Source organism: Herbaspirillum sp. C7C8 (assembly GCF_022627875.1).
In the GTDB taxonomy this organism is placed as follows: Bacteria; Pseudomonadota; Gammaproteobacteria; order Burkholderiales; family Burkholderiaceae_D; genus Herbaspirillum.
The window spans coordinates 134,565-148,535 of sequence record NZ_JABXGG010000001.1 but is presented as its reverse complement, the minus strand read 5'-3'; the positions used below and the strand labels follow the sequence as shown (position 1 = coordinate 148,535).

Genomic DNA, 13,971 nt, shown 5'->3' with positions numbered 1-13,971 from the left:
TCTGCGGCGCGTGGTGCGCGCGTTGCAGACCATGCGCAAATCATGCGCAAACCATGCCGCCCGGTATATGCCGGGCGGCATTTTTTCTGCCGGCGGCTCCGTCTATGTTCTGGCCAGCCTGACCTGGTTGCGTCCGCCATGCTTGGCGTCATAGAGCGCGGCATCGGCGCGGCCCAGCAGGTCTTGCGCCGTACGTTCATCAGGCCGCAGCAATTCCATGGCGCAGACCCCGGCGCTGGCCGTCACCACGCCGGTTGGATTGCCGCGATGGGGCAGGTCCAGCGCCTGGATCTCGGCGCGGATCTTCTCGGCCACCTGCATGGCGCCGGCGGCATCGGTCTCGGGCAGCAGCATGACCATTTCCTCGCCGCCGTAGCGCGCGGCCAGGTCGCCCGGGCGGCGCTGGCGCTGCTTGAGAACCTCCGCGATGCGGCGCAGGCATTCATCACCAGCCTGGTGGCCATAGAGGTCGTTGTACTGCTTGAAGAAATCCACATCGATCATGATCAGCGACAGCGCCGACCCGCTGCGCGCCGCGCGCCGGAACTCCGCTACCAGCGTGGTATCGAGATGGCGTCGGTTGGCCAGGCCGGTCAGGCCATCCTGGTGCGCCAACTGCTCCAGGCGCTGGTTGGCCTGGTGCAGTTCGCCCATGACTTGCAGCGCGCGGTCTTCGGCGACCAGGCGCAGTTCGATCTGGCCGATCAGGCGCCAGCCGAACACGGCGATGATGATCAGCAGCAGCAATACCGCCACGCCATAGACGATGGTCTGCTGGCGCCACGGGGCCAGGACTTCATCACGGGTGGAGGTCACCGTCACCAGCAGCGGGAAACCCTGCACCGGCTGCCAGGACACGTAGCGATCGATATCATCCAGCGGTGAATGCACCAGTGCGTGGCCGCTGCCGGTACTGGCCAGCACCGGGCCGATGGCCGGATCGCGGCTCAGGTCAACGTCGACGAAGGCCGGATTGAAGGGCTGGCGCGTGAGTACCTTGCCGGGGCGCAGCAGCAGCAGGATGGCGCTGTCGCGCCCGATCTCCACCGTCTGGTAGAGCGCATTGAAGTGATCCAGCCGCAAGGTCGCCAGCAGCAGTCCGGCGAAGCGGCCATCGGGATGATTCAGGCGGCGCGACATGGGGATGATCCACTGGTCGGTACTGCGGCTGAGCAAGGTCGGATGGATGTGCGGTTCGGGATCGTCGTGATCGCGCTGATAGATGAAGTACTCGCGGTCGGCATTGTTGGCATCGGCCGCGCGTGGCGGCGAGGAACTGGCGACCCGGTTGCCGTGCTCATCGAAGATGTAGAGCCCGTCGAGCTGCGGCATTTCGCTGGCCAGCCGGCGCAGGATGGGGCTCATGGCATGCAGCTGCGCGTGGTTGGCACCGGTCTCGTCGATGCGGTCGCTGATGTTGATCAGGGCGCCATGGGTGGCCTGGAACACGTCATAGGCATGGCGCGCCAGGGTGCGGGCGATGTTGCCCGAATAGATGCGGGTGTTGTCCAGCTGTACCATGCGTGCGGCCAGGCTTTGCCAGATGTGACCGGCAGCGATGGCCAGGCAGATCAGCACGACGAACAGCCGTGCCCGCCGCGCTACCGAATGGCGCGCTACCCGCCCTGCCTTTGCCAGCATTGGCCGCATGTAATGTCTCCCCCTCCTGCCGGTCTGCGCCCTCCCCAAGGACGACCGTGGCTGCCAGTATAAGGTCTGGCTCAGCCGTACTGGCCCCGATCAGTCCACGAAAATGCCCTCAATTCATGCTCTGCACCGCAGGTCGGCGCATCAGCCTGACGCTGTGCAGGGCCGTCAGTACCACCGACAGCCAGATCGGCACATAGGTACCCAGCTGCGTCAGTCGCAGGCTTTCGCCCAGCACCGCCATGGCCACCAGCACCAGCAGTACCGGTTCCACGTAGCCCAGGATGCCGAACAGGCCCATGGGCAACAGCTTGCCGGCACGCAGGTAGCTGGTCAGGGCGATCATGCTCAGGATCCCCAGACCGGGCAGCAGCAGCCACATGGCCGGCGTGTGCAGGGTGGGCAGCGAGGCCGGGCTCATGATGAGGGCGACCAGCGACGGCAGCGCCAGCACCATCAGTTCCACCGCGAAGATGAGCATCGAATCCAGACGGATGCGCCGACGCAGGATGAAGTAGGGCGGATAGCCCAGCGCCACCGCCAGCGTCGGCCAGGAGAAGGCGCGCGTCATCCACAGTTCATGCGCCACGCCGATGCAGGCGCACAGCACCGCCAGGCGCTGCAGCAGGTCCATCTTCTCGCCATAGTGGAAGCGGCCCACCAGCACCATCGACAGGGGCAGCATGAAATAGCCCAGCGAGACTTCCAGTGCCCGGCCATTGACCGAGCCCCACAGGAAGAGCCATTGCTGCAAGCCCAGCAAGGCCGCCATGAGCAGCAGCAGGAGCACGCGCGAGGGACTGGCCAGCAGTTCGGCCATGGCCGCGCGCAGGCGCGGCAGTTCTCCGCGCCAGGCCAGCAGGCCGAGCACGCACAGCAGGGTAATGAGGATGCGCCAGGCAAAGATGTCCGTGCCATCCAGTGGCGCCAGCAGACGGGTATAGCCGGAGAGAAAGGCGAACAGGGAAGAGGCCAGCACGGACAAGCCGATGCCGCGGCCGACAAGTTGAGGATTCATCACGGGACCGGGTGTGTCCGGCGCAAGGAAGAGGCGCCGGCAAAAGCGCGATTCTACGGCATGCCGGGCCGGTCGGTGGCGCCCATGCAGAAAGCCCCGGTCGGGGCCGGGGCTTCGGGGGCGAGGCGAGAAGCGAGGATCATGCCCCCGGAGACGTGCCCATCGGGCCATCCTTCAGTTCACGCGCGTAGTTGTTGGGACGACCATTGGGCACTTCATAGCTCTTGCGGTCGATGTACTGGCCGTTCTGGCCGCTTTCCTGCATGGCGGCCGGCGAGCTGGTCTGGTCGCCCTGGTAGTTGTAGTACTGCGACTGCGACGACGTGGAGTCATATTGCTGCTGCGGGCTGGTCTGCATGGAACTGCCGTCCTGATCATAGGACTGCGCATAGGCACCCGTGGCGAAGGTGGCAGCGGCCAGCACGGCGGCGGTGAGGAAGGTCTTGGTCATGGCTGTTCTCCTTTATCCTTGGTTGCGCATTCGATGCTGCCGAATGCAGTCGGGACTTCAGTGGCGGATCGGGGCTTGCTTGCATCCGCAGGGGGGCCTTCGTTTCCTGGAAGCAGGCATGGCAGCTTGGCGGGTCGCCTGCATTGCGTGAAAACTTGGCTTCATCATAGGAATCCCGATGCAGCGCGGCAGTCGGAAAGGCCAGCATGTTCTTGTCGGACGATTCGCGCGCCTCTGACAGCGGGGCTGGAGCGGCACAGGCAAAACATGCCGGTTTCCGGATGGATGCAAAAGTGAATGCAGTTCACCTCATCAGTGAATGCGCCGCATCATTGAATAATTCAGGCTCCATTCGGATGCGAGCAGACCAGGTCCTTGCCTTCGCAGTGCCTGTCAGCGTGCCAGCTGACACGCGCCCCCGGTTTCGTTACAAGACGTATCGTTGCGTCATTGCCGCGCATCTCCGGGGCAGCACGGCGGCGCTGCTGCGCGAGCTTGTGTGAGGATGTGCTGAAGGCGCGCTGAAGGTGTGCTGCCGCCGAGATGATCGGATCGGGGCTTTGTTCTGTGGACAACCATGCCGCTTGATCTGCGACAGGTGACGGCCAGATCGCTGTGGCAAAAATGCGCTGCTCTCTCGCCACGCGCGAAATGCGTTTTGGCGTGGGGCGCAACCGGGGTTATGCTGAAGCGGACATGATTTGCTCGCACCGCCTGTTCAGGGCCGCGTGATGAAGCAGAAGAAAAGGGGGGGACCATGCACACACCATCCTGCGCCACGGCACTGGCCGTCTTTACGGTGCTCACTGCGCTCACGGCGCTGACCGCGCCGCCGACGGTGCAGGCGGCCGATTGCAGCAAGGTCGTCATCTCGGCTGATTCCGATTACGCCCCCTTGCACTGGTATGACGGCAAGCGGCTGACCGGGGCCAGCATCGAGATCGCCACCCGTGCCTTGAGTGCGCTCAACATCCCCTACGAGGTGCGCTACGTTGGCCCCTTCCATCGGGTACTCAAGGAAGCCGAGAGCGGCGAAGTGGCCATGGTGTCCTCGCTCAAGAACACGCCGGAGCGCCAGCAATATCTGGCCTTTGCCTCCGTGCCGCTGTTTGTCAATCCGATTGCGGTATTCGTGGCGCGCGACAAGCACTTCGCCTATGCGGGCTGGAAGGACCTGGTCGGCAAACGTGGCGCCATCACGCTGGGCAACCAGTTTGGTGGCGGCTTCGATGAATTCCTGCGCGACCATCTCACCATCGAGACGGCGCAAAAGTTTTACATGAATTTCACCAAGCTCGATTCAGGGCGGATCGACTATCTCATTACCGGTTACTACAACGGCATGATCTACCTGAACCAGACCGGCCAGACCGATCGCTTCATGCCCCTGCGCCCCTTCGTCAGCGAGAGCGACAATTACATCGCCATGAGCCGCGCCAGCCCCTGCGTGAAGCTGCTGCCCCGCATCAACGCCCAGCTGGAAGCCATGCAGAAGCGCGGTGAACTGCGCGCCGTACTGCAGAGCTTCGAAACCGATTTGCGCATCGACACCGCCAATCCCGCCGATGGTGACCGCGCCAGGTGAGGTGCGGTGCGTCGCTCTCGCTTTTCATCTTCCTTTCTCCATCCGGCTGGCGCCTCACGCGTGACTTATGGTGAGTAGCTGTGACTTCCGGTGACACATGAGACCTGGCCGGCAGATTTATCTTTCTTTCAGGAACTCTCCCGGCTCAGCCTTGGTCTAGGAGTGGCTCGTATTTGTTTCGGGAACAGCGGGACGAAACGAGACAGTCGGAAATGCACAACAGAGCGGGTCGCCAAGCTTGGAATCCATGGAGAAAACCAGCCGACCCCGGTAGCATCCCTCGACTGAAAAAAGTCGCAATGCAGCGACTTGATGGCGCAACGGAGCGTCTCGCGCGACAGCGCAAGTGGCCAATGATGGCCCTTCCTCCACTCCAACATCAACAACATCATGCGCGCCTGGATCAATCATCTCAATTACTCACGCAAGTTCGTCCTGATCGGCGCACTCGCTTTCTTGCTGTTCATCGTGCCCACCACCATCCTGGTGCGCGCCAACCTCAATGACCTGGCCACCGCCCAGCGCGAAGGCCTGGCCATTGCGCCCGGACGTGATCTGCTGTTGCTGCTCAAGCAAATGCAGCAGCATCGCGGACTGTCGGCCCTGTATCTGGCCGATGGCGATGGTGCAGCGGCCGGTCGCGCGGAGCGCCAGAAGGAGGTCGATGCGAGTTTCGAACGTGTGCGCAGCGGTCTGCTGCCCTTGCAGGACAAGACCCTGAGCGCAGCACTGGACAGCCTGAATGCCGACTGGCATACGCTGACGCAAAATATCGCCGCCAAGTCCATCAGCGGTGCACAGAGCAACCAGCAGCATGGGCAACTGATCAAGCGCGAGCTTGAGCTTCTGGATGATCTGGCCAACAGTTCCGGCCTGGCACTGGAAGCCGAAGCCGCCCTGTTCTATGTACAGCGCGCAGTGATGTCCGAGCTGCCGCAACTGACTGAAGCACTGGGCCAGGCGCGTGCGCGCGGCGCCGTGATCCTGGGACGCGGACAGGCGGATGCCGAAGAGCGCGCCCGCCTGGAAAATCTTGCCGACCGCGCCCGCCGCAGCTACGACAGCGCGCGTCGCTCACTGACGCTCGCAGCCGGGCGTCACCCCTTGCCCGCCGAGGTGGAAAGCGCACGTGCAACTGCCGTGACCGCCGCCGACGAAGCCTTCAAGCTGGCCGACAGCGCCATCGTGCAGGCCGATTCGCTGACCATGCCGGCGCCGCAATGGGTCTCCACCATGACGCGCATCATCGATACGCAATTCGCGCTGGTCAACGCTTCCTTTGACATGATGCGCGACGGGCTGCAGGCCAAGATCCCGCGCCTGCGCAATGAGCTCATCGTGCTGTGCGCGTCGCTGGCGGCACTGGCGCTGGCGGCACTGTGGGTGATGGTGGCCATCACGCGCGCCACTACCGGTGCGCTCTCTGAAGCGGTACGCCTGACCGAAGCCGTCTCGTCCGGCGATCTGACCCAGCACGTCGAGATCACGGGCAGTGACGAGGTGGCCCGTCTGCTCTTGGCCATGCAGGCCATGATGGCGCAGTTGAGCAAGGTGGTGGGTAGCGTGCGCAGCAATTCCGAAAGCGTGGCCACGGCCAGCGCCCAGATTGCCCAAGGCAATGCGGACCTGAGCAAGCGTACCGAGGAACAGGCCAGCGCCTTGCAGCAGACGGCCGCCTCGATGGAAGAACTGGGCTCGACGGTGCAGCAGAATGCCGAGGGCGCGCGCCAGGCCGGCCAGCTGGCGCGCGATGCCGCCGAGGTCGCCAGCCAGGGTGGCGCGGTGGTGCAGCAGGTGGTGCAGACCATGCAGGGCATCCATGCCAGCTCGGATCGCATCAGCGACATCATCGGTGTAATTGATGGCATCGCCTTCCAGACCAACATCCTGGCGCTCAACGCCGCGGTGGAGGCGGCCCGTGCCGGCGAGCAGGGACGCGGCTTCGCGGTGGTCGCCACCGAGGTCCGCAGCCTGGCCCAGCGTTCGGCCACGGCGGCGCGCGAGATCAAGGAGTTGATTACTGCCAGCGTCGACCAGGTGGGACAGGGCACGCAACTGGCCGACCAGGCCGGCAAGACCATGGAGGAGATCGTGACCTCGATTCGCCGCGTCAGCGACATCATGGTCGGCATCAACGCCGCCACGGCCGAGCAGAATACCGGCATTGCCCAGGTGGGCCAGGCCGTCACACAGATGGACAACACCACGCAGCAGAATGCGGCACTGGTGGAAGAAAGTGCCGCAGCAGCCATCAGCCTGTCGGACCAGGCCCGCGAGCTGGTGCAGGCGGTGGCCGTTTTCCGGGTGGGACGCATGGCGCTGAGGGCCTGAAGCGACTTTGCCGGGGCGGCAACAGCAAAGGCCCGCAGCGTGATGCTGCGGGCCTTTCTGCATGCGGGGAGGAAATGGCCGCGCGTGAGCGCTGCCGGCAGATCAGGGAAGGATCAGCGGTAGAAAGCTTCGACCCGGCCCTTGAGCTTGGTCAGCATGGGATTGCCCTTGCGATCGAGGGCGCGGCCGGCGGGGATCTTGATCCAGCCTTCGCTGATGCAGTACTCGCTGACGTTGTTCAATTCCTTGTCGTTGAGCTTGATGCCGATGTCGTGCTCGAACAGGGCGGCATCGTAATGCGGGCTGCGGGGATCGATGCTGAGTCGATCGGGGAGGGCGGGGCGTTGTGCGGTATCGTTCATGGGCGCGATTATCGGATATAAAAACCGCCAAGACAATGGCTCTGCGGCCTGCCGGCGCCGCGCGTCGTGCTGGCCCTGGCCGCACGGCAGCGGGCGATGGCGGGCACTCGGCTATAATGTCGGGCCTTGGCCGCTGGCCCGCCCCGCTGGATGCTCACTGGCAAGCCATGTGAAGTTCGTGGTGCGGGGAGGGCGGTCCAACCCGTCAACCTGCCGGCACCGCGCCGGCTGCTGGAGAAAACATGAACAATCGTGCAAGAAAACGCCTGATCTACCGCCGTCATCGCATCGGCATGCTCATCGCCGCCATCGAATCCCTGATCGCTCTGGAAGAATCGATGCTGGAAGCCAAGAAGGCGGCCTGAGCAGTTGCATCGCTTTGGCGGGTGTTGTGCTCACCCTTGAAAGACCGGTCATTTGCCTGACCGGTTTTTTTTCGTCCTGCGATGCGTTACCCCGGTGCCATGGCGATGGCACCGGGGTAGTGCATCGCAGGCTGCTTCCTTGAGACTCCAGCATGTACGTCAACCAGACCCCATTTCATCAACAGGCGTGAGATGCGTTCGGTCCAGAACCCGGAGGGAGCGCCCCGTTTGGGCGAATTGCCGCGTGACGAATTTGGGTCAAGACGTCCGGTCTTGACCCACTCGCGCCTTGCACTTCATCCCAAACGGGACTCGCTCGCACTCACGCCTGTTGATGAAATGGGTTCTAAAGAAAAGTTGACCGGAGGGATGATTTTCTGTGAAATTGCGCAGTGGCATCGTCGCCAGCTCGCTTCGTTTGGTCGTGCTGGCCGACGGATCATCATCACGATTTCGGGGGAACATGGCATGGGGATGGCGAACACAGGGAAGGCGGGCCTGCTGTGCAGATGGCGTGGGGTGCTGCTGGCCGGCATCTGGCTGCTGGGTCAGGCCGATGCGTCGGCACAGGAGAGCACAGCCAGCCAGGCCGGCATCGTCAAGGTACTGCAAGGGGATGTACACGCCGAGCGTAGTGGCAAGAGCCGGCCACTGGCCATTGGTGAGCGTCTCTATGCGGGAGACCGCGTCGTGACTGCTGCGGCCAGCTCGGTCGGCTTCACCCTGCGTGACGACACGCTCATCTCGCTCGGCCCCAACAGCCAGTTCCTGCTGGAACGATTCGCCTACAGCGACAAGACCGACGAAGGAAACATCGCCGTGCGGCTCACCAAGGGTACACTGCGCTACGTCTCCGGACTGATCGGCAAGCGTACCCCGGAGAACCAGTTGCTGAGCACGCCGACGGCTACCATCGGCATTCGTGGAACCGATTTCATCGTGGAGGTGCCCGGTGAATAAGCTACTGCTCCCCTTGTCGACGAACTGCGCCCTGATGGCGCTGGTCGTCCTGCTCGCAGCCTGTGCCGGACCCGGCGAGCGTTTTGTTCTGCTGCCGCAGCCCGATGGTTCGGCCAGCAGCATCGTGGTCAAGACTGCCAGCGGTGAGACCGCGCTGACCTCTCCCTACGCTGCTGTCCAGACGCGCGCAGGCAAGCCCGAGCCTGTGCAGACACTGTCGGCGGCTGAAGTGGAGCGCCGTTACGCCGAGGTCATGCGCAGCCTGCCGGCACGCCCGCGCAGCTACGACTTGTTGTTCGAACTGGGAACGGACCGCCTCACGCCGCCCTCCCAGGAATTGCTCAAGAAGGCCATCGCCGAGATCAAGGAATTCCCGGCCGGTGAATTTGTTCTCACCGGTCACGCCGACAATATCGGCAGTGATGCCACCAACGATGCCTTGTCGCTGCGCCGCGCGCGCCTCATCGAGCGCGAGCTGCAGCGGGCAGAGGTCAAGGCCCTGAGCATCGAGGTCATCGGCAAGGGAGCGCGCGATCCCCGGGTCCCGCAAAAACGCGGCGTGGCCGAGCCGCGCAACCGCTTCGTGGAAATCAAGATCCGCTGAACCAGCGCGCTTGCCTGGCAGCACAATCGCTCCCGGTCGTCGTCTCTCACCTCGGCAATGGTCAGGATAATCACGCCAGGCTGGTCGGGCCACGGCCTCATCGAGGCTCTTCAGACATGTGTCGGCGCCCCCCGTTGCCTCAGTGATCTCCCGGCCAAAATAAATCGTTGACTATCCAATAGCTCAGCAATGACGTGTGTGCGATACAGATAGGAAATTTCCTGATATTCCCGAATTTATATAAAACATAAGATCACGCCATCGCATCAACCTTTCCAATGCAGGCGGACATGGCCATGATTGATTTTCTCCTCCACTACGGCAGCTATCTCGCTGCGTTCTACGCGGCATACGTCGTGGTCGGCATGGCCTTGTCGGGCCTGTTCCTGTGGCGAGTACTCAAGCGCAAGCCGGCCATGCGGCCTACGCCTGCCAGAACGGACCAGGCGCAGTGTGATATCTCGTGAGGTTCATGGGCGCGGTGCGCAAGTGCCGCTGTCATTGCACCGCCTCGATGGTCGTGAGCAGTTGCTCGAATGAGCAGGGTTTGGTGAGCAGGGCTGCAAACACCCCCAACGCCTGCCAGGAGTTGCTCATGGGGGTGGCGCTGAGCAATACCACCGGAATGGTCGAGAACCGTACATCGGCCTTGATCCGGCTCGCCAGTTCGAAACCATCCATCACCGGCATGCGCAGATCGGTGAGCACCACATCGACCGGGGCCCCCGTACTGGCCATGAGCGCCAGCGCATCCTCGCCGTTACCGGCTTCCAGCACCTGATAACCTGCGCCCTGGAAGACCTCCGCAAAAATGGTTCTGACATCCTTGTTGTCTTCAACGATCAGCAGGGTACGAGCGCGACTGCTCGGATTCATGAAGCGATCTCCGGGTGGATTGGCTACGTCCTGAGATCAGAACGAACGGCATCGCGATTATGTGACCGAAATGGAAATATCTGCATCAGTCAATTCCTGTTTCACGGGAAAGATTCGCTGACGACGGTGTAAGAATATGTGCTTCACCTGCGCGTCGTTGTGCGGCCCGCTAGAATGAGCGTCTCGGTGGCTGGAACGCGTTTCACCCATAGGGATACGTTCTCCCGGTGTCACCCTCATTTGCCAAGGACCCATGATGTCTCCGGAAAGCCTGTTGCTGTTCCTTCCTTCCTGCTTCGCGCTGAACATGGCCTTTGGCCCCAACAATCTGCTGTCCATCACCATTGGCGCGCACCATGGCCTGCGACATGCACTGCTGGCGGCAGCGGGTCGCCTGGTGGCGTTTGCACTGATGATCGGCGTGGCCGCCGTGGGCATGGGCGCTCTGCTGATGGCCTCGCAGATGGCCTTTACGGTGGTCAAGCTGCTGGGGGCGGCGTATCTGATCTGGCTGGGTTGCAAGCTCATTTTCGCCAGGGTCGAGGTAAGCGGGCAGGGAGCTCAACCGCTGCAGCGCAGTATCACCGAACATGCCCGCAAGGAATTTTTGGTGGCCATCGGCAACCCCAAGGCCATCCTGGTGTTTACTGCGTTCTTCCCGCAGTTCGTGGTGCCTGAAAATTATTTATCCAGTTTTCTTACTCTGGGCGCGATCTTCCTGGTGCTGGAACTGGTGGCCATTGCGGCCTATGCCTACGCGGGAACGCGGCTCAAGGGGCTGATGCAGAATGCGCGTGGCCTGCGCTGGATGAACCGCATCAGTGGCGCGATGATGGTCTTCTTCGGCACGCTGCTGGCGCTGGCCAGGCGACCCTAGGAGAAGCTCAGTTCCAGGCCAAGCATCCTGGAGACGAGAAACGTTGCCACGCCCAGGACCACCAGCGAGATCACGAACAGCGCCGCCACCTTGCCGCTGGCGCGCAGGACCGCGTTGCGCTCGGCTTGCTTGCCCTTCTTGCCCTGGTCGTAGTGCCATTTGATGGCGTAGAACATGCCAATGCCGAGCACGGCAAGCTTGAAGATGATGAAGACGATTGGAACCCAATCCATGATGTCGACCATTCGATTCGCTGGAAGAAAAATCCGGTGCCAGCTTTGCGAATCCGAAAGTAGCAGAGGTGAGTCACCGTTTCCGTAACGGTGACGTGTGCATTCTAACCAAGGCAATGCGTCAGGGTCCAGCAGACAAGATCCATACAAGCGCATGGATTGTTTTTTGGTCCCGGTTTAGGTTCATTTCATCAGGAGCTGGAGCTGGCCCACCGCTTCATTGACGTGCTCGATCTCGTTGGTCTGATTGTGCGCGGAAGTGCTGATGGTCTCGATGATCTCGCTGATGTTGTTGATGGACTCGACCATGGTGCTCATGGTCTTGCCGGCGTTCTTGACCAGATCCGCGCCCTGTCGGGCCTCATTGACCGAGCCGCCGATGAGGGTCTTGATTTCGCTGGCCGAGGTCGCCGTGCGTTGCGCCAGGCTGCGTACTTCACCGGCGACCACCGCAAATCCGCGTCCGTGCTCGCCCGCGCGGGCTGCTTCCACGGCTGCATTGAGGGCCAGCAGGTTGGTGCGGAAGGTGATTTCGTCGATCACGGCGATGATCTCGGTAATCTTGACCGCACTGGTATTGATCGCGGCCATCTTGTGTACCACCTCATTCATGACTTCTCCGCCCTGCACGACGACGGTCGAGGTGGACTTGACCAGCTGATTGGCCTGCTGCGCGCTGGCCGATCCTGCGCTCAATGCTTCGGACAGGCCCTTCACCGCTGCCTGCAGGGTCTGCGTGGCTTGAGTCTGGACGGTCACGTCGGTGGCATATTTGACGACCTTGAAGACCCGCCCATTCATGTCGAAGATGGGGTTGTAGTTTGCCTGCAGCCACAAGGCATCGCCATTTTTCTTGACCCGCCGATACAGTCCCGCGTCATATTCGCCCATGCCCAGCCGCTGCCAGAATTGCTTGTACTGCGGCGAAGCGCGCTCGGAAGGTTCGACGAAGATGGCGTGATGCTTGCCCTGGATCTCTGCAAGTGAATAGCCTACGGCGCGCAGGAAGTTGTCGTTGGCATGGAGGATATTGCCCTCCACATCAAATTGGATGACGGCGCGAACCTTGTTGATTGCCGTGATCTGCCCCGAGAAATCCGCTAGCTGCATTTGCTGCTGCGTAACATCGCGGGCATATTTGACGATCTTGAAGGGACGTCCCCAGGCATCCATGATCGGGTTGTAGGTTGCCTGAATCCAGACCTCGGCACCTGATTTCGTGATGCGGCGATAGAGGCGCTGATCGAATTGGCCGCGTCCGAGCTTCTGCCAGAACTGTGCATAGGCCGGTGCATTGCGCTCTTGCTCGTCGACGAAGATGCGATGATGCTGGCCTTTGATTTCGGCCAGCGAATAGCCCATGAGATCGAGGAAGTTCTTGTTGGCCTTGATGATCTTGCCGTCAAGCGTGAACTCGATGACGGCCACCGCTTTGTCAATTGCGGCGAGTTGTCCCAGCATGTCTGCTTTTTTTCTTCTGTAACGAGAGAAGAACGAGAGCGAATCAAGAAGAGCCATAACAGGAAGCTGAATAAGGGTTGATCTTTGGCTAGCGCCATCTCGGCGCAAGCGGGAGGGTCATTTTTCTGGTTGAATGGAGATGACCTCTTCAGGCCGTAGTGTATGGAGCGGGAGAAAAACAACCATCGGAGATTTCCTGATGGGCTGGCAGGGATGGTGGATGCGCGTTACCATTCGGCCGCTATGGCAACACGACAGAAAAAGGCAGCCCCGCGCAAGCGCGCCACCTCCAGAAACAGCAAGCAGAAACGCACAGGATCCATCCGCCGTTTTCTGATTTCCTTCACCAGTACGACGCTCGTTGTCTTCGGCATTGCCAGTTGCGTCATCAATACGCAGCTGACCGAGGGCTGGCGGGAGCGATTGAGCCTGCCTCATCTCGACCTGCCGCTCGAGGACGCGCCTGCGCCTGCGCGTCAGGCCGAACCGGGGCGCACGGTCACTCGCTTTGCGCAATGTCCGCAGTTCTTCCCTGGCGCGCATCCCGTGCAATTGCCTGCGGGCGCGCACTTGCGGGAATTGTGTTTCAGCGCCTTTGCCGTGCTCTACAACACGCAGACCAAAACGCCCTTGGTCGTAGTGGAGCGCCTGAATCGCTCAGTCCTGGTGCATGCCCGGGAGCAACATCGTACGGATCGGTTCTATCCGGAGTCGCGGCTGCCGCGCGCAGAGCGGGCGGAGCTGGAGGATTACCGGGGATCGGGCTACGCGCGCGGACATATGGCGCCTGCCGGGGACATGGCGACGCCGGAGTCGATGGCGCAGAGTTTTTCATTGGCCAATATGGTCCCGCAGAATCAGAAGCACAATTCCGGCCCCTGGTCCAAGATCGAAAGGGATACGCGCAAGTACGCCATGCGCGCGCGCGGGGATGTGTTCGTCTTCACAGGACCGCTGTTCGATGCCGCGCCAAGCACGATAGGACGAGGTCACGTTGCCGTGCCTGCGCGACTCTTCAAGCTGGTGTATGACGCCAGCAACGGCAGGTCCTGGGCGTATGTGCAGGCCAACCGCGCTGATACCGAGGTGGGAGCGCCGATGGATTATGCGGCCTTTGTGCGGCGGACGGGGTTGCGGTTGTTATGACCGCCGCAGTCTTTGCTGATATAGTTTGCGACGTCCGCGATCGGCAAGATGCGGA

At 62.0% G+C, this 13,971-nt stretch carries 16 protein-coding genes; 9 read left to right on the top strand and 7 right to left on the bottom strand.

Annotated elements, in window-relative coordinates:
• Positions 1–102: 102 nt before the first annotated feature.
• The 3 genes from HWE01_RS00680 to HWE01_RS00670 all read right to left on the bottom strand — a co-directional run bounded on the left by HWE01_RS00680 (position 103) and on the right by HWE01_RS00670 (position 3,116).
• Complete coding sequence (locus tag HWE01_RS00680; protein ID WP_241820838.1) at positions 103–1,650, bottom strand: sensor domain-containing diguanylate cyclase; 1,548 nt, start codon at positions 1,648–1,650, stop codon at positions 103–105.
• A gap of 109 nt (positions 1,651–1,759) precedes the next feature.
• Complete coding sequence (gene rarD / locus HWE01_RS00675) at positions 1,760–2,665, bottom strand: EamA family transporter RarD (protein ID WP_008331250.1); 906 nt, start codon at positions 2,663–2,665, stop codon at positions 1,760–1,762.
• A 139-nt stretch (positions 2,666–2,804) separates the two neighbouring features.
• On the bottom strand, positions 2,805–3,116 hold the full coding sequence (locus tag HWE01_RS00670; RefSeq protein ID WP_008331249.1) for a hypothetical protein: 312 nt from the start codon (positions 3,114–3,116) through the stop codon (positions 2,805–2,807).
• A 206-nt stretch (positions 3,117–3,322) separates the two neighbouring features.
• On the opposite strand from HWE01_RS00670, the gene HWE01_RS00665 reads away from it, so the two are divergent.
• From HWE01_RS00665 to HWE01_RS00655, 3 genes are all read left to right on the top strand, one after another.
• On the top strand, positions 3,323–3,619 hold the full coding sequence (locus tag HWE01_RS00665; RefSeq protein ID WP_034350849.1) for a hypothetical protein: 297 nt from the start codon (positions 3,323–3,325) through the stop codon (positions 3,617–3,619).
• A gap of 254 nt (positions 3,620–3,873) precedes the next feature.
• Positions 3,874–4,701 (top strand): substrate-binding periplasmic protein, encoded by an 828-nt coding sequence (locus HWE01_RS00660; RefSeq protein WP_008331248.1) that lies wholly within the window; start codon positions 3,874–3,876, stop codon positions 4,699–4,701.
• A 390-nt stretch (positions 4,702–5,091) separates the two neighbouring features.
• The gene (locus HWE01_RS00655; protein ID WP_241820837.1) at positions 5,092–7,032 is read left to right on the top strand and encodes a methyl-accepting chemotaxis protein; all 1,941 of its coding nucleotides are present in this window, start codon (positions 5,092–5,094) and stop codon (positions 7,030–7,032) included.
• Between the two features lie 113 nt (positions 7,033–7,145).
• Here the strand turns inward: HWE01_RS00655 and HWE01_RS00650 are convergent, their stop codons facing one another.
• A complete protein-coding gene (locus tag HWE01_RS00650) occupies positions 7,146–7,394 on the bottom strand; it encodes a DUF3297 family protein (RefSeq protein WP_008331244.1) in 249 nt (82 codons plus the stop codon).
• 242 nt (positions 7,395–7,636) lie between these two features.
• Between HWE01_RS00650 and HWE01_RS22855 the strand changes: the two genes are divergently transcribed.
• From HWE01_RS22855 to HWE01_RS00635, 4 genes are all read left to right on the top strand, one after another.
• On the top strand, positions 7,637–7,759 hold the full coding sequence (locus tag HWE01_RS22855; RefSeq protein WP_008331242.1) for a hypothetical protein: 123 nt from the start codon (positions 7,637–7,639) through the stop codon (positions 7,757–7,759).
• 474 nt (positions 7,760–8,233) lie between these two features.
• The gene (locus HWE01_RS00645) at positions 8,234–8,719 is read left to right on the top strand and encodes a FecR family protein (protein WP_237713574.1); all 486 of its coding nucleotides are present in this window, start codon (positions 8,234–8,236) and stop codon (positions 8,717–8,719) included.
• Entirely contained in the window at positions 8,712–9,323 is a 612-nt protein-coding gene (locus tag HWE01_RS00640; RefSeq protein ID WP_241820836.1) for an OmpA family protein, read from the top strand. Before HWE01_RS00645 ends, HWE01_RS00640 begins: the two co-directional genes overlap by 8 nt.
• Before the next feature lie 296 nt (positions 9,324–9,619).
• A complete protein-coding gene (locus tag HWE01_RS00635) occupies positions 9,620–9,790 on the top strand; it encodes a hypothetical protein (RefSeq protein WP_175343998.1) in 171 nt (56 codons plus the stop codon).
• A gap of 31 nt (positions 9,791–9,821) precedes the next feature.
• Here the strand turns inward: HWE01_RS00635 and HWE01_RS00630 are convergent, their stop codons facing one another.
• Entirely contained in the window at positions 9,822–10,199 is a 378-nt protein-coding gene (locus HWE01_RS00630) for a response regulator (RefSeq protein ID WP_008331232.1), read from the bottom strand.
• Positions 10,200–10,455: 256 nt separating this feature from the next.
• On the opposite strand from HWE01_RS00630, the gene HWE01_RS00625 reads away from it, so the two are divergent.
• Positions 10,456–11,076 (top strand): LysE family translocator, encoded by a 621-nt coding sequence (locus HWE01_RS00625; protein WP_008331230.1) that lies wholly within the window; start codon positions 10,456–10,458, stop codon positions 11,074–11,076.
• Here the strand turns inward: HWE01_RS00625 and HWE01_RS00620 are convergent.
• Both HWE01_RS00620 and HWE01_RS22850 read right to left on the bottom strand, forming a co-directional pair.
• Positions 11,073–11,309: a hypothetical protein gene (locus tag HWE01_RS00620; RefSeq protein ID WP_034351194.1), complete on the bottom strand. Its 237-nt coding sequence runs from the start codon at positions 11,307–11,309 to the stop codon at positions 11,073–11,075. The two genes, HWE01_RS00625 and HWE01_RS00620, sit on opposite strands and share 4 nt — an antisense overlap.
• A gap of 183 nt (positions 11,310–11,492) precedes the next feature.
• Positions 11,493–12,770: a methyl-accepting chemotaxis protein gene (locus tag HWE01_RS22850; protein ID WP_283817498.1), complete on the bottom strand. Its 1,278-nt coding sequence runs from the start codon at positions 12,768–12,770 to the stop codon at positions 11,493–11,495.
• 243 nt (positions 12,771–13,013) lie between these two features.
• Between HWE01_RS22850 and HWE01_RS00605 the strand changes: the two genes are divergently transcribed.
• Positions 13,014–13,916: a DNA/RNA non-specific endonuclease gene (locus HWE01_RS00605; RefSeq protein ID WP_175344059.1), complete on the top strand. Its 903-nt coding sequence runs from the start codon at positions 13,014–13,016 to the stop codon at positions 13,914–13,916.
• Positions 13,917–13,971: the final 55 nt, after the last annotated feature.